This window comes from Phenylobacterium sp., assembly GCF_046590535.1.
Lineage (GTDB): Bacteria > Pseudomonadota > Alphaproteobacteria > Caulobacterales > Caulobacteraceae > Phenylobacterium.
The window spans coordinates 1-17529 of record NZ_JBKJTG010000016.1; the positions used below are offsets into that span (position 1 = coordinate 1).

A 17529-nucleotide genomic window follows, 5' to 3' on the forward strand; every position below is an offset into this window, starting at 1 on the left:
AAGCTGTCGAGTGTGCAGACGCGAACCCGATGCAGCTGCCCTGTGACAGCCGCCAACAGTGCGAGCGAGCGAGCGCAGGTCACATCCTTCAGCTGGAGAAATTCGCCCAGCTTCGCCGCCCCGGCCTCACTGTCAGCCGCCTCGGCCAGTCGCGTGAGCACTCGGCCAAGAATCTCGCCGGCGGCTTTGCGGGTAAACGTCGTCGCCAGAATGGTCTCGGGCTGATGCCCCCGAAAGAGTTGTCTCAGAAAATGCCCCGAGAGCTGAAACGTCTTCCCGCTTCCGGCAGAGGCTCGTATCAGGCGACGCATCGAGTTCGATCCTTCGGTGACTCATTGCCGGCTCGTCAGCACGATTTTGGGCTGGTCCGGGCAATCCGAAGGCATCATCGCATGTTGCGCGACGCTCGCCGACCCTCACTGTGCCGGCATTCTGAATGATCAGAGTTCCGACAATCATGCTGTTCGAAATGGTCAGATCGGCACCTCCCAGGTTCAGCACATAAATGCCATTACTGTTAAACGTGACCCCGAATGGATTGGTCGCCGTCGAAATCACCTGGCGATAGATCGCCTTTCCGGAAGGAGCGGACAACACTTGCAGACTGACGTTGTCGACCCAAAAATCCTGTGTTTCGGCAGCGCCGGATCCTGTTGTGCGGATCTTCGGCTGAGCCGAGATCAGACGCCCGGTCCATGACGGAGTCAGCGTTGTTGAAATCGTCTGAAAGTCGCTGTAATTGCTGCTCGAGCTCACTGACCCGGACGTCCAGCTCGCGGCGGTGGACGTGCCACCGGTGGTTGTAAGGCAAGGCCCGGAAATAAAAATACCCGTTTGGCGCACCTTGAACGAGAACAGAAGCGAAGCGCCGTTCTCGGTCAAGGTGCGTCATCATGTTGCTGCGTCACCGGAGCAACTTTGGCGAAGTACGTCACCCGGAATCGGATTGGGGTGAGATGCGAACGAAGTATTTGGGAAGAGTCTCGTCGCGCATGAGACGCTGTGGCGGCTCGCAGCACGCCGCCTCTTGAAAACTCCCCAAAATCCAGATTCGCCTTGGAATCAATGGAGATCCGCAACGAATCCTGACGGACATCCGAGGCCCGATTTTCCTGCAAGACATTCTGAAAGATTGCGTCGGTCTCACGCACTTTCTTCAACGGCTTCGAATTCTGAACTCGTCGCAGTTTGAATCCCAGACGGTTGAGAATTTCGCCAATCGAATTGGTATGAGGCAGTTGTTCGGACGTCCAGCTTTTTTCGTCGATCAGGGCCTGTCGACGCTCGAATTCACCATGTTGCGGACGACCGTGAATTCGACACAATCACTCGCACGAAAAATTGGCAGCGGGGCGGCTCCGCCGCTTCTGCTGCCAATTCTGTGTGTCAAACGGGTATTGTTATTTCCGGGCCTTGCCTTACATTCCGTAGCGCTGCAGGAATCCATTCGATGAATGCCGTCTGGGCGCTGGAGGACTTCCCCCTGGGGAAATACACCCACTGCCTAATCCGAATTCGGACGCGGTGGCGGCGATCTCTGCTGACTATGAGGGTGCAGAGGCTGTGACCTGGACAGCGGTGCTGCGCTCGACACCGTGTGTACTCGACTTTTTCGGTTACGCAGCAATTGCAGGATCTCCAATGAATGTTGCCGCGAAGTGAGCGCGCGATTGCGACCGTTTCAAACTTCATATTTACTAACGTCGATACATCCCGCAGAGTTGCTGCAACTCCTAAGCAAGGATAAGTCGATGTTGAAACGCTGTGCGACTGCGGTGGGCGGAAAAGCGTGTGTGCTGGTTGCGTGGGTACTCACCATCGCTGCAACGCCGGCTGCGGCGCAGTTCGGCCCGATGCTGTCTGGGGCCGGCCCGATCAATCGATCGATGGGGGGTGCTTCAACGGCCGCACCCTTGTCGGCGAGCGGTGCATTGTTTTGGAACCCGGCAACTCTCTCGGGTCTGGAAAGTTCCCAGCTCGACGTCGGTGCAGAGTTGCTGTTCCCGCATACGAACCTGTCGTCGAGCGTGCCGGCCAATACCTTCGGGCCGGGTGTTCCTCCGGTTGATCTGGCGGGTACAACCGGGAACGAAGACGCGATGTTTGCGATGCCGACAATTGCTCTGGCTTATCGTCCGGAAGAGTCGCCATTCACTTACGGTCTGGGTGTGTTCGCAGCAGCTGGCTTCGGTCTGAACTACGGCGGAAGTACGACGAATCCTGTGCTCACGGCACCAGCGCCGAACGGGCTGGGATTCGGACCGATCTTCTCGCAGTACCAAGTTCTGCAAATCGCTCCGGCATTGGTCTATGACGTAAATGACCAATTCTCGCTTTCGGTTAGTCCGCTGCTGGATCTCGGCATGCTGCAGTTCGACCCGGCCGTGTTCGCGGCTCCGGACGATACCAACGGTGACGGGTTTGCAACTTACCCACCGGGTAATCATTCACGCTCTGCATGGGGCGGCGGCTTCAACCTCGGAGCCTATTACAAGGCAGGCGACTGGGGCTTTGGTTCGGCCTACAAGAGTCCCCAATGGTTTCAATCGTACCGATTCAACACCACCAATGAACTCGGCCAGCCTCGCACTGCCGAAGTCAGTCTGAATCTCCCGGCAATCGTCTCGGTGGGCACATCCTACAAAGGCTTCGAGCGCTGGTTGCTGGCTGCGGACCTCAGATACCTCGACTTCGAGAACACGGACGGCTTCGGCGAATCCGGTTTCGCTCCGACAGGGGCGTTGCAAGGCGTCGGCTTCGAAAGTATCCTCGCAGTTGCGTTGGGGGCTCAGTACCAGATGACAGACGCGATGTCGGTGCGATTGGGTTATAGCTGGAGCGAGAACCCGATCCGCGACAGTCAAACGGCGGCCAACGTGGGTTCGCCCCTCACCATCGAACATACGCTTTATGCCGGAGCGTCGTACCACGTGACGGAAGCGTTCTCGCTGTCAATGGCGTACGCTCACGGCTTTGAGAACTCGATCAGCGGTCCGATTGTGCTGCCAGCCGGGGCGGTCCCCGGCACGTCGATCCAGAGCACGACTGCCGTAGACATGACCCTCGTCGGAGCGACTGTGAAATTCGGTGGTCGGAAGTGCAGCGTCCCCTGCCGCTCCGGCGGCGCTCACTAACATTGCCCGCGTTCGCTTCCCGTGCTGCGGAAATTCCAGTTCAACGTTAACGCTGTGCTGGACTGATCCCCGAATGCAGCTGAAGTGTAACGTCGCCACCGTTAGCAGGGATGGGCTCGTTGATCAGGCGTATAAATCAAGTCGATGGTTCACGAATCGCCTTGCCGAGCCTCGACACCAATGCTGCCACTTCCTGATCCAGATGTGGAATCGCTTCATCCGGGCCGCAGCAGTCCAGATCGTGGACGTGCCAGAATTCGACTTTTGTCAACCAGTGCGGAAAGTGTCGCAGAATCATGGGGCGATGTTCAGTTTCCTTCACCGCAACAACATAATTGTTCGATTCAAAGTCCGTGTCGGTCACTTTCAATGGACGCCGCAGATGGTCTTCAACAGAGATGCTCTGTTTCTGCAACGCCGCCATCGTATCACGTGACATTGGGCCGGGATTTCGAGGATCAGGAGCGAGCCCTCTGGAAGTAGCCCTCCACTGCAAGCCAATCTCCTTGGCCTGTGAGTTGAAGAGGATTTCAGCATATCGGCTGCGGTAATAGTTTCCGGTGCAGAGAAAGAGAACTGTTTTCATTGAGAGTCCGCAGCAAAACAGATTGATCCGGCCTGATCGTGGCAGCTGAACTCATACTCATCCAGCACTTGGCAATTCACATTCGCTCAACATGCCGAGTCATCTGCTCAGACACTGTAGCTGACGGCAATCGAACCCGCTGCCCATTGATGTGGGCCCCGGTTTTCGGACCACTGGGCGCGAATTCTTAGGTGGATCCTCGGCCGGGTCATAAGTGGCTGTTGTGGACGTCCCAAGGCGTTCGGAAATCCAGTGACTGATGACCATTTTCCGAAAGCCGTCAGGTCTAAGTCACAAAAGGCGGTGGCAACTATCGTGGCATCGAAAGCACCAGAACGCAGGCGAAAGGAGCCACTTCTAAAGCAGACCATAAATCCGAAAAGCCGCGAACTTCGCGGCGATTCGTCTGGATACGTCGTGGTGCCTATGCGGCAAATGGGCGCTGAGGGACTCGAACCCCCGACCCCCTCGGTGTAAACGAGGTGCTCTGACCAGCTGAGCTAGCCGCCCATCCGCATGAAACCTGCGGAATTTCCGTGCCCTAGAACCGGAAGCTGGCTCGCAGGAACAGCAGATACCGAACGTAGTCCTCGATCATTTCCGCGTCGGCGCTGATGGTCAGCATGCCCAGTTCATTGCCGACGTTCAGGCGAAGACCCACGATCGGTCCGCCGCCCTCGATCGAGCCGCCGTCCAGGACGAAGTCCGGGCCGCCTGAACGGAAGCGGGCGATGGTCTCGCCCGGATCGACCGAGATGTTCTGGCGCCAGCCGACGCGCAGTTCCGGGCGCAGCCAGCTGTTCTCGCCCATTGCCATGCCGAGGTTCACCGCCGCCGTGGCCGAGAACAGGTGTCCGTCGCGGTCGTCGATCTCGAGATCGAAGCCGTCGCCGCCGCCGGTCTCGACGTGACCGTCCTCGCTGAGCGAGAAGAATTCGGCATAGGCCTCGGGCCGGACGCTGAAGCGACCGAAATTGCGTTCGTAGGAGACGCCGCCGGCCGCCGCGAGGGAGAAGCCGCTCCAGTCCGATTCGTTGGACAGGTTCAGCCCGGCGCCGACGAAGCGGCGCTCGGATTCAAAGGTCGCATAGCCGGCCGCGGCCCGCGCCCAGGTGGTCCAGTACTGACCCTGGGCGCGCCAGTAGAGGCCCAGTTCCAGCAGGCTGGCCGACAGCACTTCCTCGGCTTCGGACTCGGGGTCCTCGAGGTCGGACGAGGTGAAGGCCGCTGTGATGCCGACCGCGCCCAGGCCCGTGCCGCGCTCGATGCCCCCGGCGACGCCGAACCCTTCCGAGCGGAAGCCGTAGGTGTCGGTCTTGTCCTTGTCGGCGTAGAAATTGATCTCCTGCACCCAGGCGCTGGTCTCGCCCGGGGACGCCGAGGCGTTGCGGCCCGTCAGCGCGCGCGTCACCGCGTCGGTGCCGGAGGACAGCGAAAGCAGGGGGCCGCCGGCGTGGTCGGGCAGCAGCTGCTCATACAGGTTGATGAAGTCCTCGCGCCCGGTCTGGGCGAGGAAAGCGTTGCGGATATCCTCCGCGCCGGCCCCGCCGAGGGCCGAATAAAACGAGTCGTACAGCGCCGCCTCGACCGCGATGAAGTCGGCTTCGCCTGCGGTGCGTCGGCGCACATCGACGAAGACCTGGCCCGCCGGCACATTGGAGCCGGCCGAAACCCGGTAGAGATAGGGCGAATTCGCCTCGATCGAACCCAGGTCGATGGCGCCGAAATTCAGCGTCGCCGCATCGATCAGGGTGAAGCGCCCGGGGGCCGCCAGCAGGGAGGTGAAGCGGACGCCCAGGCCGGCGCCGTCAGCCAGGGTCGCGGTTCCGGCGACATTGAAGCCGCCCGAGGCGTTGTTCGCCGGGTCGATGGTGACGATCAGGTCGCCGGCGGCGCCGACGTTCAGGCTGGTGATGTTCAGCGGGGTCGTGTGACGGGCGTCGAGGATGCCATTGGCCACGTTGATCGTCAGGTCGCCGCCGATGTCCGACAGGGCGCTGCGCACGATGCCGCCGCCGGTAATCGACAGGGTGTCGGCGCCGGCGCCGAAATCGATGGCGCCGAAGACGACGCCGTTGCGGATGTCGACCGTATCGGCGCCGGAGCCCAGCAGGATGTTGCCGACTATGACCGGTTCGACACTGTTCGGCACGCCGTCGCCGTCGGTGTCGGGATCCAACGTCGAGGGCGCGGAGGCGACGCCGGTCTGCAGGATCGTTACGCCGGTCGTGTTGGCGGCGACATTGATGGCGGTGGTGGAGCCCGTGACAGGGTCGCCATTCGCATTGGCGCTCAGGGTCGCCTGCAGCGAGCGGGTGTTGGTGATCGAGACCAGCGTGCCGCTGAGGTCGTTGATGGCGGTTACATTGGCGGCGCCGCCGCCGGCCGAGGCTAGGATGGAGCCGTTGTTGATGATGCTGGGCAGCGCGGCGCCCGCGTCGATCTGGATGGCGACCGCATTGGCGGCGACTTCGCTGGCGACGCCGCCGGTGATGGCGCCGGAGTTGACGAACCGGGGCGTGGCGGCGCCGACGCCGAACCGGAAGGCCGTGGCGCTGGCCCCGTTCGCCAGGGCGGCGACCGTGCCCTGGTTGCGGACGCCGCCGTCGATGGTGACGGCCTGGCCGGCATTGCCGCCGAACACGACCGCATTGGCGGCGATGCCCTCGTAGATGCCCTGACCCGTGATCGTGCCGCTGTTGATGAAGCCGAAGGCGTTGTCGTCGGTCCCGACAACGCCGAGCGTGACGGACCGGGTCGTCGAGCCGACCAGGATGGCGGGCGCGGCGCCGAAGCTGTTGATGGCGCCCGTGCCTTCGGTCGCGTCGGGGATGCCGTCGTTGTCCTCGTCCGTATTGGTGGTGCTGGCGTCGGTCGGGGGTCGGTCGATGACCACGCCGCCGGCGACATTGCCGGCGATGATCACCGCCGGACCGCCCTGCAACCTGTCCTCGGGCTCGAGGCCGGCCACGAAGGCGGCGTTGCCCAGGCTGGTGTAGCGGTAGCCGCTGGCGCTGATATCACCCTGCAGCGTCAGCCGCCCGCCCACGTCGCCGCCGATCGAAACGGCGGAGGTATTGAGGCCGCGCCCGGTGATCATGCCCAACAGGCTGACGTCGCCGGTGACGGCGCCCTGGGTCCGGAGAGCGATGGAGTTGTCGCCGAAGACCCGGATAATGCCCTGGGTCTGGAGCTTGCCGATCAATCCGGATTCGATCGAGATGGCGTAGGAGTTGTTGCCGTCGACGCCGACGGAGCCGGTCGTGCCGACGATCAGGTCGCCCGTGACCGGCGCCCCGGCGGCGTAGCGGATGCCGTAGCGGTCCGTGCCGGTGGCCCAGACCCCGTCAATGTCGCCGTCATTGTCGGTGTCGGCATAGTTCAGGATGTCGTCGACGATGAGGATCGACGCGCCGATGGTGACGTTGGAGGTCAAGCCTGCATTGACCAGCACGGCCGTGGCGCCGCTAGCCGCCGGCGACATGGTGATCGTGGAGGTCCCCTCCATGGTGAAGTCGTGATTCGAATCGACCGTCACCGCCGTGCCGCTGGTCAGGGCGATCGAGCCGGCCCCGGACAGGCGGATGTCGTCGGGACCCGTGCCGGTGGCGTTGGACGTCGTGATCGGCGTGGTGCGCGCCGTCGTGATCACGACTTCGGCCATGGCGCCGGTGGCGGCCATCAGGGGAGCGATCGCAACCGCGGTCGCGAGTAGAATACGCATTCGGTAGAAACCCCTGTGGACGGTACGCGCAGAGACGCCGGCGATCCTCTAACAGGGACCATGCCAGCCTGCCTCAAGTTTCTCGAATTTGAGGCGAATGCAAGGCCTCTCCCGCGATCGGAGGGGATTCCGCAAGCGCGACTATTGCCAAAAGCGCAATCGATGTGATATCATTTTCATATCGACTTTGGGAGCGAACGATGACCAATGCCCACTCCAGATCCACCGAACGCCCGGCCAGCACCGTCAACGGCATACTGATGCTGCTGCTCGGGATGGCGCTGCTCATCGCCGGACCGATCAGCGTGGCCCAGGACCCCGACACCGCCCTGCGTGTCGTGGGCGGCGCCGTCACCGCGGTCGTCGGTCTGCTGCTGATCTGCGGCCTCTATTCGCTCCAGCCGAACGAGGGCATGGCCATCATGCTGTTCGGCGCCTACCGCGGCACCGATCGCAAGACCGGCCTGCGCTGGGTCCTGCCCTGGTACAGCCGCAAGAAGATCTCCCTGCGGGTCCGCAACCTGACCAGCGACAAGCTGAAAGTGAACGACAAGCGCGGCAATCCGATCGAGATCGCCGCCAATGTGGTCTGGCGTGTCCAGGATTCGGCCCAGGCCCTGTTCGACGTCAATGATTATGAGGCTTTCGCGGCCATACAGGTGGACACGGCCCTGCGCGACATCGCCTCCCACTATGCCTACGACCACGGCGAGGAGGGAGCCGACTCCGAGATGACCCTCAGGGCAGACGCCGAGGACGTGGCGGCCCGCCTGCGTGACGAATTGGTCGGCCGGGTCGCGGCCGCGGGTCTGGCCGTCGACGAGGCCCGTCTTGCGCACTTGGCCTACGCCCCCGAGATCGCCGGCGTCATGCTGCGCCGCCAGCAGGCCGAAGCCATTCTTTCGGCCCGGCGGCTGATCGTCAGGGGCGCGGTGGCCATGGTCGAGAATGCCCTGGCCGACCTGAACGAGCGCGGCGTCGTCGATCTCGACGAGGACCGCAAGGCGGCCATGGTGTCCAACCTGCTGGTGGTGCTGTGCGCCGACCGTGAGGCCCAGCCGGTGATCAACACCGGCACCCTGTACGGTTGAGGCATGGCCCGGCCCAGAAAGCCCTTCCTGATGCGCGCCTCGTCCGGGGTGATGGCGGCGGTCGAGCGATTGGCCGCCGCCGAGCTGCGCTCGGTCAACGCCCAGGTCGAATGCCTGCTGCGCGAAGCCCTCGCCCGGCGCGGGATTTCACCCTCGGAAGACGTTCCGCCGACGGACGGCGCTTGAGCTTCGCCTTCGTCGGCGTTACGGGCCGCGCATGGTGAAGTCGCACATGTCCAAGGTCCGCAAGGCCCGCCGCATCCAGAGACGGGTCCGGCGCGTCGGCGCGTCCAGCATCAGCGCGACCGAGCGCGAACTCATGACCCTCGCCGGGCTCGAGGTGCAGGAAGGCGAACTGCGCCTGTTCCCCGGCTGGGACGAGGAGGTCTCCGAGACGCTCGCGGCGACCAAGGCCGCCGGCGATGACGGCCGTCCCCGGCTGGTCGACACCACCATGCTCTATGCCCCTCGCTCGGGCGGGGTGAAACGCTATCTGCAGTCCAAGAAGGCCTGGCTGGACGCGAACCGCCCCGGCGTCGCCCATTCTCTGGTCGTTCCCGGCGCCCACCACAAGGCCGGCGACGACGGTGTCGTCCAGCTTCACGCGACCAAGCTGCCGTTCGGCGACGGCTACCGCTGGCCGACCTCTGTCAGCCGCTGGGCCGCCTGGGTCGCGTCGCTGAACCCGTCGATCATCGAGGCCGGCGATCCCTATACGCCGGGGCAGGGGGCCCTGGCCGCGGGCCAGCGCGCCGGCTGCCCGGTCGTCGGCTTCTGCCACTCCGATCCCGCCGGCCTCGCCGCCCTGCATTTCGGCGAATGGGCCAAGAAGCCGGTCGAGAAACGCTGGGCCCGGCTGTTCGGCCAGTTCGACCGCGTCATCTCGCCCAGCCGCTACATCGCCCGTCGCCTTGAAGAAGCGGGCGTCGGCAATATCGTCATCCGGCCCCTGGGGGTCGAGATCGACACCTTCCGGCCCGACCGTCGCGACCGCGACTGGTTGCTGAAGAAGCTGGGCCTGCCCGCTTCGGCCCGGCTGCTCTGCTTCGCCGGCCGTCCGGCCCGGGAAAAGAACATCGACGTCCTGATCGAGGCGGTCCAGAAACTGGGCGATCCCTACTACCTGGTGCTCGTCGGCGCCGGAGCCGGCATGCCGGCCGAGGAGCGGGTCATCTCCCTGCCGTATGAAGCCAATCCCAAGGCCGTGGCCAGGATCATCGCCAGCTGCGACGCCTTCGTCCACGCCAATGACAAGGAGCCGTTCGGCCTGATCGTGCTGGAGGCCATGGCCTGCGGCCGCCCGGTCGTCGGCGTCAACGCCGGCGGCGTTAAGGAAACCGTCGACGACACTGTCGGCCAGCTCGCGAAGAGCGCCGACCCGCGCCACTACGCCGCCGCCATCGAGGCCCTGTTCGCCCGCGACGTCGAGGCCCTGGGCGTCGCCGCGCGCCTGCGCACGGTCGAACGCTTCTCCTGGAACCGCGTCTTCGAGGATCTCAGCTCCGTCTATGCCGAGGTCAGCGGCGAACCCGCCTTCGCCCAGCCGGGCGAGTGGAAGACGCACTGACCGCTCGACAGCCGCCGCGCCGCCCGCCAGTCTGCGCCGAAACGGGGATTGAGATCATGAAACGCCTCCTGCTCGCGACCGCCCTGTCGCTGTTGACCGCCGGCTCCGCCATGGCCCAGACCGTCGTCCTGGTCCGGCATGCGGAGAAGGTCGACGCCAGCGCCGATCCGGTTCTGTCCGAGGCCGGCCAGGCCCGCGCCGAGGCCCTGTCCCAGGCCTTGGTCGACTTCCATCCGGACCATGTCTTCACCAGCCCGCTGCAACGCACCCGTCTGACCGCAGCGCCGACGGCGGCCCATCATTCGGTGACGCCCGAGGCCTTCGCCTTCGAAGGCGGAACGGCCGGTCATGTCGCCGCCATCGCCGCCCGCATCCAGAGCTATCCGGACGACACCGTCGTTCTGGTCGTCGGCCACAGCAACACCATCCCCCTGATCGCCCGGGCCCTGGGCTATGCCGAGGCCGCCGATATGGCGGACTGCGAATACGACCGGCTGACAGTGCTGGATCTGGACGGCGCGCAAGCCACCGGCGTCGTGACCCGCTACGGCGCGCCGACGACGTGTGAATAGAATATATCCGGGTAATATTGACGGGTTAGTTTCGCCCGGGTAAATCGCGACCGTTCGGCATGGGCAGGCCATGCGCGGCGCCGGGCGACTCCAGATGCAGCAGGACCTCACCCAGGGCTCCATTAGCAAACAGCTGATCGGCATGGCGGCCTTCATCGGCCTGGGCCTGTTGTTCCAGACCCTCTATTTCCTGATCGACCTCTATTTCGTCGGTTCTGTCGGCCCGGACGCCCTGGCCGGCGTCGGCCTGGCGGGCGTGGTCTTCTTCCTGGTCATGGCCGCGGCCCAGATGGTCGCGGTGGGCTCGCTCTCGCTGATCGCCCGCGCCATCGGCGGCAAGGATTTCAGCCAGGTGGACGGCGTCTATCGCCAGTCGATGCTGCTGTCCGCCGGCCTGTCCGTCCTGACCCTGGCGCTCGGCTACGGCTTTGGCGGACTGGCCATCGACGCCCTCGCCGCCGACCCCGCCACGGCCGCCCAGGGCAAGGCCTATCTGAACGGCTTCCTGCCGGCGCTCGCCCTGATGTTCCCGACCGGCGCCATGAGCGCGGCCCTGCGGGCGGCCGGGGTCGTCCGGCCGACCATGCTGGTGCAGACGGGTACGGTGCTGCTGAACGCCGTCCTGGCCCCTGTGCTGATCGCCGGCTGGGGTTCAGGCGTCCCCCTCGGTGCGTTCGGCGCGGGCCTGGCCAGCTCCATAGCCGCCATGGCGGGCTTCCTCGGCTGCGTCTGGTTGTTCGGGCGGGTGCAGACCCTGATGACGGCGCCCCTGCGCCTCGACCGGCCCCATCCCGCCGTCCTCGCCCGGATCGTCGGCATCGGCCTGCCGTCAGCGGTCGAATTCCTGCTCATGTTCGTGACCATGGGCGTGGTCTATTCCGTCATCCGCAATTTCGGCAGCGAGGCCCAGGCCGGGTTCGGGGTCGGGTCGCGGGTCATGCAGGCGATCTTCCTGCCCGCCATGGCCATTTCCTTCGCCGTCGCCCCCGTCGCCGGCCAGAATTTCGGCGCGGGCCTGCCCGACCGCGTCCGCCGCACGGTGCGCGACGCCGCCCTCATGAGTTCGGCCCTGATGGCCTGTTTGACCGCCCTGTGCCTGTGGGAGGCGCGCTGGCTTGTGGCCCCGTTCGCGCCCGACCCGGCGGTGGCCGAGGTCGCGGCGACCTATCTGCGCATCGTCTCGCTGAATTTCATCGGCACCGGCCTGATCTTCACCGCCTCCGGGGCTTTCCAGGCGCTCGGCGACACCCGTCCGGCCCTGGTCGGCGGCGTGCTGCGCCTGATCGTCTTCACCTCGGCCGCCTTCTGGCTGTCGACCCAACCCTGGGCGAAGCTCGAACACCTGTGGTGGGCCTCCGCCGCCTCGGCCCTGCTGCAAGCCGTGGTCGCGCTGCTGTTCCTGCGGGACCAGCTGAAGCGGAAACTGGCGGGGCTGGCGCCGAAGGGGGTGGTAGGAGGTTAAGGCGCGACGACGCCTACGCTCGCTTGCGACGGTCCTTGGAGGTCGGTGTAGGCGCGCTGGTCCGCCTCGCTCGCCCACTCGTCGAACACCGCGAACGGATCGTCGTCCATCGGCTCTTCGTGTTCGTCTGGATCGTCAGCCATACGGCATTCTACACGTCCAGATCAGCCACCGCGAACTGGGCGTTGTCCTGGATGAACTGGAACCGGGCCTCGGCCTTCTTGCCCATCAGCCGTTCGACCAGGTCCTCGATCTCGTCTTCCGAGGCCGGGACGGTGACCCGCGCGAGGGTGCGCTTTTTCGGGTCCATGGTCGTCTCCTTGAGCTGGGAGGCCATCATCTCGCCCAGACCCTTGAACCGGCCGATCTCGACCTTCTTGCCCTTGAACACCGAGGCCAGAAGCTCGTCGCGGTGGGCGTCGTCGCGGGCGTATTCCGACAGCGGCCCGGCGCTGATCCGGTAGAGCGGGGGCAGGGCCATGAACAGCCGGCCCTGCCGGATCGTCTCGGGCATGGAGCGATAGAAGAAGGTGATCAGCAGGGCCGCGATGTGCGCGCCGTCCACGTCGGCGTCTGTCATGATGACGATCCGCTCGTAGCGCAGGTCCTCGATGTTGAACCGGCTGCCGGGCTGAACCCCCAGCGCCAGCGCCAGGTCGGACAGTTCGATGTTGGCGCGCAGCTTGTCGGCGGTGGCCGACGCAACATTCAGGATCTTGCCGCGCAGGGGCAGGATGGCCTGGGTGGTGCGGTCGCGCGCCTGTTTCGCCGAGCCGCCGGCCGAGTCGCCCTCGACGATGAACAGCTCGGTGCCGTTTGCCGACAGGCGCGAACAGTCCGAGAGCTTGCCGGGCAGGCGCAGCTTGCGCGTGGCCTGGGCCCGCTGGACCTCCTTGTCCTTGCGCCGCTTCAGGCGGTCTTCGGCGCGTTCGATGACGAAGCCCAGCAGGGTGTTGGCCTGTTTGGGGCTCTCGGTCAGCCAGTGATCCAGCGGATCGCGCATCAGCTGTTCGACCAGCCGCTGGGCGTCCGGAGATGACAGCCGGTCCTTGGTCTGGCCCTGGAATTCGGGATTGCGGATGAAGACCGAGATCATGGCCCCGGCGTTGGCGATGACGTCCTCGGCCGTGATCAGCTCGGCGCGCTTCTCCCTGACCAGTTCGCCATAGGCCTTGAGGCCCTTGACCAGAGCGGCGCGGAAGCCGGCTTCGTGCGTGCCGCCGTCGGGCGTCGAGACGGTGTTGCAGTAGGATGAGACGAAGCCGTCGGCCTCGCCGAAGCCGATCGGCGACCAGGTCACGGCCCATTCGACCGCCCCGGCCTCGCCCTTGCGTTCGACCCGACCGGAGAAGGCCGGCGTGACGGTCTCCAGGTCGCCGATTCGCTCGGCCAGGGCGTCGGCCAGGCCGTTGGGGAAGTGGAATACCGCCTCGGTCGGGGTGTGGTCGGTGATGCGTTCCGCGGCACAGGTCCAGCGGATTTCGACGCCGCGGAACAGATAGGCCTTTGACCGCGCCATGCGGAACAGGCGGGCGGGCTTGAAGGCCGCGCCGACGCCGAAGATCTCCTCGTCCGGCTTGAAACGGATCAGGGTGCCCTTCTTCTTCGAGGGCGCGCCCTGGACGATCGAACCGAGCGGCAGGCCGCGGCTGAACGACTGGGTCCATTCATGCCCGTCGCGCCAGACGGTGACCTCCAGTCGCTCGCTCAGCGCATTGACGACCGAGACACCAACCCCGTGCAAACCGCCTGAAGTCTCATAGGCTTTGCCCGAAAATTTGCCGCCCGAGTGCAGCACGGTCATGACGACTTCCAGCGCCGACTTCCCGGGATGCTTGGGGTGCGGGTCGACCGGAATGCCGCGGCCGTCGTCCTTGACCGCAAGCCAGCCGTCGGCATCGAGATCGACCGTGATCAGCTTCGCATGCCGGGCCACGGCCTCGTCCATGGCGTTGTCGAGCACCTCGGCGAACAGGTGGTGCAGCGCCCGCTCGTCGGTGCCGCCGATATACATGCCGGGGCGTTTGCGGACGGGCTCAAGTCCTTCCAGCACCTCGATCGAGGAGGCGGAATAGCTGCCGGGCAGGGGCGGTGCGGACGGGACCGAGGGCGAGGCGGTGCGGACCGGTTCCGGCTTCGGCGCAACGACCTGCGGTGTCAGGGCCGGCTCGGTCACGATGTCAGGCGTGGGAACGGGATCGGCGGGACGCGGTTGCGTCGGCTCGTCATCGAACAGCGAAAGGAGGTCGGCGGACTGGCCCATGCGGATACTGTGCGGCGATTCGGGAGCCGGTCTGGTAGGCTCCGCCGCGCTTCTCCACAAGCGGCACGGCGGCTTCAGCGGGCGACGGCAGGATCGCGCGGGTCAGGACGGCCAGGAACAACACCCACGGCAGGCTCTGGTGCTGGACCAGGATGCTTTCCGACAGGCTCAGGACGAAGAAGGCCCCGAGAAAGCCCAACGCCCACCAGCCCTCGCGGACGCCTGACGCCATGGACCTCAGCACGCTGATTAGCGTCGTCGTCACCATCAGAATACCAACCAGAACCGCGCCGGGCCAGCCGAGCTGAACCAGCAGGTCGATCCAGCCATTGTGTGCGCTCGGCACGGTCCAGCCGGTCTCCTTGCGGACCCAGTCGGCGGGAATGGACTCTCCCGCCCGTCCCCAAAAGGCCCCATAGCCGTATCCGGTCCACGGTCGGTCGGCGACCTTGCGCATCAGACTGTCCCAGATCTCGGTCCGGCCGGTCAGGGAAGGGTCTTTGCCGAGCGCTTCCAGCACGGCGACCGAATGGGTGTCCCAGGTCCAGATGGCCAGTCCTGCCAGAACGACGGCGACCCAGATCGCCCCGACGCTGAAGGCCGCACCGCCGCGCTTCAGCGACCAGAAGCCGCCGACCAGGCTGAGGCCCACAATCAGGCACAGCAGCGAGGTCTTGGATTGGGTCGCCAGCACCAGCAGGCAGGACAGGCCAAGGGCGATGGCCGGCAGAAGCCGGCGCGGGTCAGGCGAGGCGAGGCAGGCGGCCGAGGCCGTCGCTCCGATCACCATCACGGCTCCCATCTGGTTTTTCTCGTACCAGAGGCCGCGCCACAGGCCGGCATTGTCGAACTGGTGCACGCCGATCGACGGAAAGGCGAAGATCATGATGAGGCTGCCCACGGCCAAGATCAGCGCCGACTGCATCAACAGGCGCGGCAGGTGCGCGCCCCGGAACACGGCCCCCAGATACAGGGCGAAGACGCCGCTGATCGTCAGGGCGATAATCCGCCGGCTGGTCACCTCATAGTCGATCGACCAGTATTTCGAGGCGAAGGCCAGGCCGACGACCGAGAGGATGGCCAGCACCGCGGGCCAGGCCCGCCAAATCCGGTCGATGCGCCACGCCGCCATGCCAAAGATCGCCGCATAGGCCGGCAGCCAGACCAGCCTCAGCACCGGCGTCTCTTCCTGCAGGGGCGCGAAAACCGGCCCGATCAGGGCCCCGGTCAGCATGGCGATGATGACAATACAGGCCGCCCGCTCCCACAGGCTGGGAACCGGTTCGGTCAGGACCGCTTCTGGGAGAGACTCGCGCACGCGTGTAAAGTCGGGCCTCAGGCTTAACGAAGGGTTGGAATCGGATGGCGGGCGATCTGCTGAGGGCCCGGGACGGACGGGAAGCCCGGGTGGGCTTCGTCGAACTGTTCTTTGACCTCATCTTCGTCTTCGCCATCACCCAGATTTCGCACACCCTGCTGGCGCATCTGACCTGGGTCGGGGTGCTGCAGGCCGCGATGCTGTTGGGGGCGGTCTGGTGGGCCTGGATCGACACCAGCTGGATCACCAACTGGCTCGACCCCGAGCGGGTGCTGGTCCGGATCATGATCTTCGCCCTGATGGGGGCCGGTCTGGTGATGTCGACGTCCCTGCCTGACGCGTTCGGAGACAAGGGACTGGTCTTCGCCTGCGCCTTCGCAACCCTGCAACTGGGGCGCGGCCTGTTCACCCTGTGGGCCGTGCGCCGGGACGAGGTTCTGCTGAAGAACGTCCAGCGGATTGCCGTTTGGGCCGCGCTGAGCGCGGTGCTCTGGATCGGCGGTGGGCTCGTCGAGGGGCAGACGCGCCTGCTGGTCTGGCTGGTGGCCGTGATCGCGGAGTTCACCGGCCCGGCCGTCACCTTCTGGACCCCCGGCCTCGGCCGCTCCAGCAGCAGTGACTGGGAGGTCGAGGGCGTACACCTGGCCGAGCGCGTCGGCCTGTTCATCATCATCTGCCTGGGCGAATCCATCCTTGTCACCGGTGCGACTTTCGCCGGCCTGGCCTGGACGCCGCCGGTCGTGGGGGCGTTCGCCACGGCCTTTATCGGCAGCCTTGCCATGTGGTGGATCTGGTTCAGCCGGGCACATGACGCGGCGTCCGAGGCGATCGCAGGATCCGACGACGCCGGCAGCCTGGCCCGAAGCGCCTTTACCTATGCGCCGATCCTCGTCGTCGCCGGCATCGTGGTCACGGCGGTCGGGGATGAAATGTCGCTCAGCCATACCGGAGGGGTCGTGAAATTCCCCGTCGCCGCGGCCCTCATCGGCGGGCCGATGCTGTTCCTGATCGGTGCCCAGGTGTTCAAGCTGGCCGCCTTCGGAAAGTGGTCGCCGTCGCGGCTCGGCGGCATCCTCGCATTGGGAGCGCTGGGCTTCGTCGTCCCGTCCCTGACGCCGTTGGGGCTGGCGGCAGCCGAAACGGCGGTTCTGGTCGGTGTCGGCGTGTGGGAAACCGCCGCATGGCGCAATCTGCGAGCTGGGAAGGCCACAGCCCATGGCTGACGTCCGTCAGGTCTTCTCCACGAAGCTGTCGATGACCTTCTTCGCGCCGGCCTTTTCGAATTCGACCAGCAGCTTGTTGCCCTCGATACCGGTGACTAGGCCGTAGCCGAACTTCTGGTGAAAGACGCGCTCGCCCTTCGACCAGTCGCCGCCTGCTTTGGGATCTGCGGTGGCGACCAGCCGGCCGTCGCCCTCGATCAGGGTGTGCCGCGCGGTCCGTGCCGCCGGGGCCTTGGCCGCCGTGAACGACTGGGCCCGCTTCCAGCCCGGCGAGGAATAGCCGCTGCCGAAGGTCGGCATGTCGTCCCAGCGGCTCTTGGCGTCCTTCATGCCGGGCGTGACGCCATAGTAGCCGGTGTCGCTCTCGGCCTCGACGTGCGCCATCGGCAGCTCGTCGACGAAACGGCTGGGCAGCTGCGAGGTCCAGCGGCCGTAGACCAGCCGGTTGGCGGCGAAGGAGATGCGCGCGTCGGACTTGGCCCGGGTGACGCCGACATAGGCGAGGCGGCGTTCCTCCTCGAGACCCTTTTCGCCCTTCTCGTCAATGCTGCGCTGGGACGGGAAGACGCCTTCCTCCCAGCCCGGCAGA

16 protein-coding genes and 1 tRNA gene are annotated in these 17529 nt (G+C 65.4%); 7 read left to right on the forward strand and 10 right to left on the reverse strand.

Annotated elements, in window-relative coordinates:
- The 3 genes from ACLL81_RS00975 to ACLL81_RS00985 form a co-directional block, all read right to left on the reverse strand.
- Positions 1-248 (reverse strand): UvrD-helicase domain-containing protein (locus tag ACLL81_RS00975; RefSeq protein WP_411286493.1); only part of this gene is annotated, 248 nt, incomplete at its 3' end.
- Positions 133-882, reverse strand: a complete 750-nt coding sequence (locus tag ACLL81_RS00980; RefSeq protein WP_411286495.1) for a hypothetical protein — start codon at positions 880-882, stop codon at positions 133-135. The genes ACLL81_RS00980 and ACLL81_RS00975, both read right to left, overlap by 116 nt.
- On the reverse strand, positions 879-1325 hold the full coding sequence (locus ACLL81_RS00985) for an ISAzo13-like element transposase-related protein (protein ID WP_411286480.1): 447 nt from the start codon (positions 1323-1325) through the stop codon (positions 879-881). The genes ACLL81_RS00980 and ACLL81_RS00985 overlap by 4 nt, the downstream gene beginning before the upstream one ends.
- Positions 1326-1751: 426 nt before the next feature.
- Here ACLL81_RS00985 and ACLL81_RS00990 point away from each other — a divergent pair, with 426 nt between their 5' ends.
- Positions 1752-3134 carry an OmpP1/FadL family transporter gene (locus ACLL81_RS00990; RefSeq protein ID WP_411286481.1) on the forward strand — a complete coding sequence of 461 codons (1383 nt, stop codon included), beginning with the start codon at positions 1752-1754 and terminating at the stop codon, positions 3132-3134.
- A 136-nt stretch (positions 3135-3270) separates the two neighbouring features.
- Here the strand turns inward: ACLL81_RS00990 and ACLL81_RS00995 are convergent, their stop codons facing one another.
- The 3 genes from ACLL81_RS00995 to ACLL81_RS01005 form a co-directional block, all read right to left on the reverse strand.
- Positions 3271-3720 carry a low molecular weight phosphatase family protein gene (locus tag ACLL81_RS00995; RefSeq protein ID WP_411286482.1) on the reverse strand — a complete coding sequence of 150 codons (450 nt, stop codon included), beginning with the start codon at positions 3718-3720 and terminating at the stop codon, positions 3271-3273.
- Between the two features lie 436 nt (positions 3721-4156).
- A tRNA-Val gene (locus ACLL81_RS01000) sits at positions 4157-4230 on the reverse strand.
- Positions 4231-4261: 31 nt separating this feature from the next.
- Complete coding sequence (locus ACLL81_RS01005; RefSeq protein WP_411286483.1) at positions 4262-7444, reverse strand: autotransporter outer membrane beta-barrel domain-containing protein; 3183 nt, start codon at positions 7442-7444, stop codon at positions 4262-4264.
- A 200-nt stretch (positions 7445-7644) separates the two neighbouring features.
- Between ACLL81_RS01005 and ACLL81_RS01010 the strand changes: the two genes are divergently transcribed.
- The 5 genes from ACLL81_RS01010 (at position 7645) to ACLL81_RS01030 (ending at position 12136) form a co-directional block, all read left to right on the forward strand.
- On the forward strand, positions 7645-8535 hold the full coding sequence (locus tag ACLL81_RS01010; protein ID WP_411286484.1) for an SPFH domain-containing protein: 891 nt from the start codon (positions 7645-7647) through the stop codon (positions 8533-8535).
- Between the two features lie 3 nt (positions 8536-8538).
- The gene (locus ACLL81_RS01015; protein ID WP_411286485.1) at positions 8539-8721 is read left to right on the forward strand and encodes a hypothetical protein; all 183 of its coding nucleotides are present in this window, start codon (positions 8539-8541) and stop codon (positions 8719-8721) included.
- 133 nt (positions 8722-8854) lie between these two features.
- Positions 8855-10102, forward strand: coding sequence for a glycosyltransferase (locus tag ACLL81_RS01020; protein ID WP_411286494.1), 1248 nt, complete (start codon positions 8855-8857; stop codon positions 10100-10102).
- A 56-nt stretch (positions 10103-10158) separates the two neighbouring features.
- Positions 10159-10674: a SixA phosphatase family protein gene (locus tag ACLL81_RS01025; RefSeq protein ID WP_411286486.1), complete on the forward strand. Its 516-nt coding sequence runs from the start codon at positions 10159-10161 to the stop codon at positions 10672-10674.
- Positions 10675-10768: 94 nt separating this feature from the next.
- Complete coding sequence (locus ACLL81_RS01030) at positions 10769-12136, forward strand: MATE family efflux transporter (protein WP_411286487.1); 1368 nt, start codon at positions 10769-10771, stop codon at positions 12134-12136.
- Here ACLL81_RS01030 and ACLL81_RS01035 read toward each other — a convergent pair.
- From ACLL81_RS01035 to ACLL81_RS01045, 3 genes are read right to left on the reverse strand one after another with little or no spacing between them, the layout of a single operon-like run.
- Positions 12133-12279: a hypothetical protein gene (locus ACLL81_RS01035; RefSeq protein WP_411286488.1), complete on the reverse strand. Its 147-nt coding sequence runs from the start codon at positions 12277-12279 to the stop codon at positions 12133-12135. The two genes, ACLL81_RS01030 and ACLL81_RS01035, sit on opposite strands and share 4 nt — an antisense overlap.
- 8 nt (positions 12280-12287) lie before the next feature.
- The gene (gene parE, locus ACLL81_RS01040; protein ID WP_411286489.1) at positions 12288-14399 is read right to left on the reverse strand and encodes a DNA topoisomerase IV subunit B; all 2112 of its coding nucleotides are present in this window, start codon (positions 14397-14399) and stop codon (positions 12288-12290) included.
- Positions 14362-15717, reverse strand: coding sequence for an O-antigen ligase family protein (locus ACLL81_RS01045; RefSeq protein ID WP_411286490.1), 1356 nt, complete (start codon positions 15715-15717; stop codon positions 14362-14364). Before ACLL81_RS01045 ends, parE begins: the two co-directional genes overlap by 38 nt.
- 44 nt (positions 15718-15761) lie before the next feature.
- On the opposite strand from ACLL81_RS01045, the gene ACLL81_RS01050 reads away from it, so the two are divergent.
- The gene (locus ACLL81_RS01050) at positions 15762-16940 is read left to right on the forward strand and encodes a low temperature requirement protein A (protein WP_411286491.1); all 1179 of its coding nucleotides are present in this window, start codon (positions 15762-15764) and stop codon (positions 16938-16940) included.
- A gap of 6 nt (positions 16941-16946) precedes the next feature.
- Here the strand turns inward: ACLL81_RS01050 and ACLL81_RS01055 are convergent.
- Positions 16947-17529, reverse strand: a 583-nt coding sequence (locus tag ACLL81_RS01055) for a 3'-5' exonuclease (protein WP_411286492.1), incomplete at its 5' end; no start/stop codon positions are given.

Excerpts from the sequence above, each read along its gene's own strand:
- ACLL81_RS00990 (WP_411286481.1), top strand. The coding sequence starts at position 1,752 with ATGTTGAAACGCTGTGCGACTGCGGTGGGCGGAAAAGCGTGTGTGCTG.
- ACLL81_RS01030 (WP_411286487.1), top strand. The coding sequence starts at position 10,769 with ATGCAGCAGGACCTCACCCAGGGCTCCATTAGCAAACAGCTGATCGGC.
- ACLL81_RS01020 (WP_411286494.1), top strand. The coding sequence starts at position 8,855 with ATGACCCTCGCCGGGCTCGAGGTGCAGGAAGGCGAACTGCGCCTGTTC.
- ACLL81_RS00995 (WP_411286482.1), bottom strand. The coding sequence starts at position 3,720 with ATGAAAACAGTTCTCTTTCTCTGCACCGGAAACTATTACCGCAGCCGA.
- parE (WP_411286489.1), bottom strand. The coding sequence starts at position 14,399 with ATGGGCCAGTCCGCCGACCTCCTTTCGCTGTTCGATGACGAGCCGACG.
- ACLL81_RS01005 (WP_411286483.1), bottom strand. The coding sequence starts at position 7,444 with ATGCGTATTCTACTCGCGACCGCGGTTGCGATCGCTCCCCTGATGGCC.
- ACLL81_RS01035 (WP_411286488.1), bottom strand. The coding sequence starts at position 12,279 with ATGGCTGACGATCCAGACGAACACGAAGAGCCGATGGACGACGATCCG.
- ACLL81_RS01050 (WP_411286491.1), top strand. The coding sequence starts at position 15,762 with ATGGCGGGCGATCTGCTGAGGGCCCGGGACGGACGGGAAGCCCGGGTG.
- ACLL81_RS01015 (WP_411286485.1), top strand. The coding sequence starts at position 8,539 with ATGGCCCGGCCCAGAAAGCCCTTCCTGATGCGCGCCTCGTCCGGGGTG.
- ACLL81_RS01010 (WP_411286484.1), top strand. The coding sequence starts at position 7,645 with ATGACCAATGCCCACTCCAGATCCACCGAACGCCCGGCCAGCACCGTC.
- ACLL81_RS01025 (WP_411286486.1), top strand. The coding sequence starts at position 10,159 with ATGAAACGCCTCCTGCTCGCGACCGCCCTGTCGCTGTTGACCGCCGGC.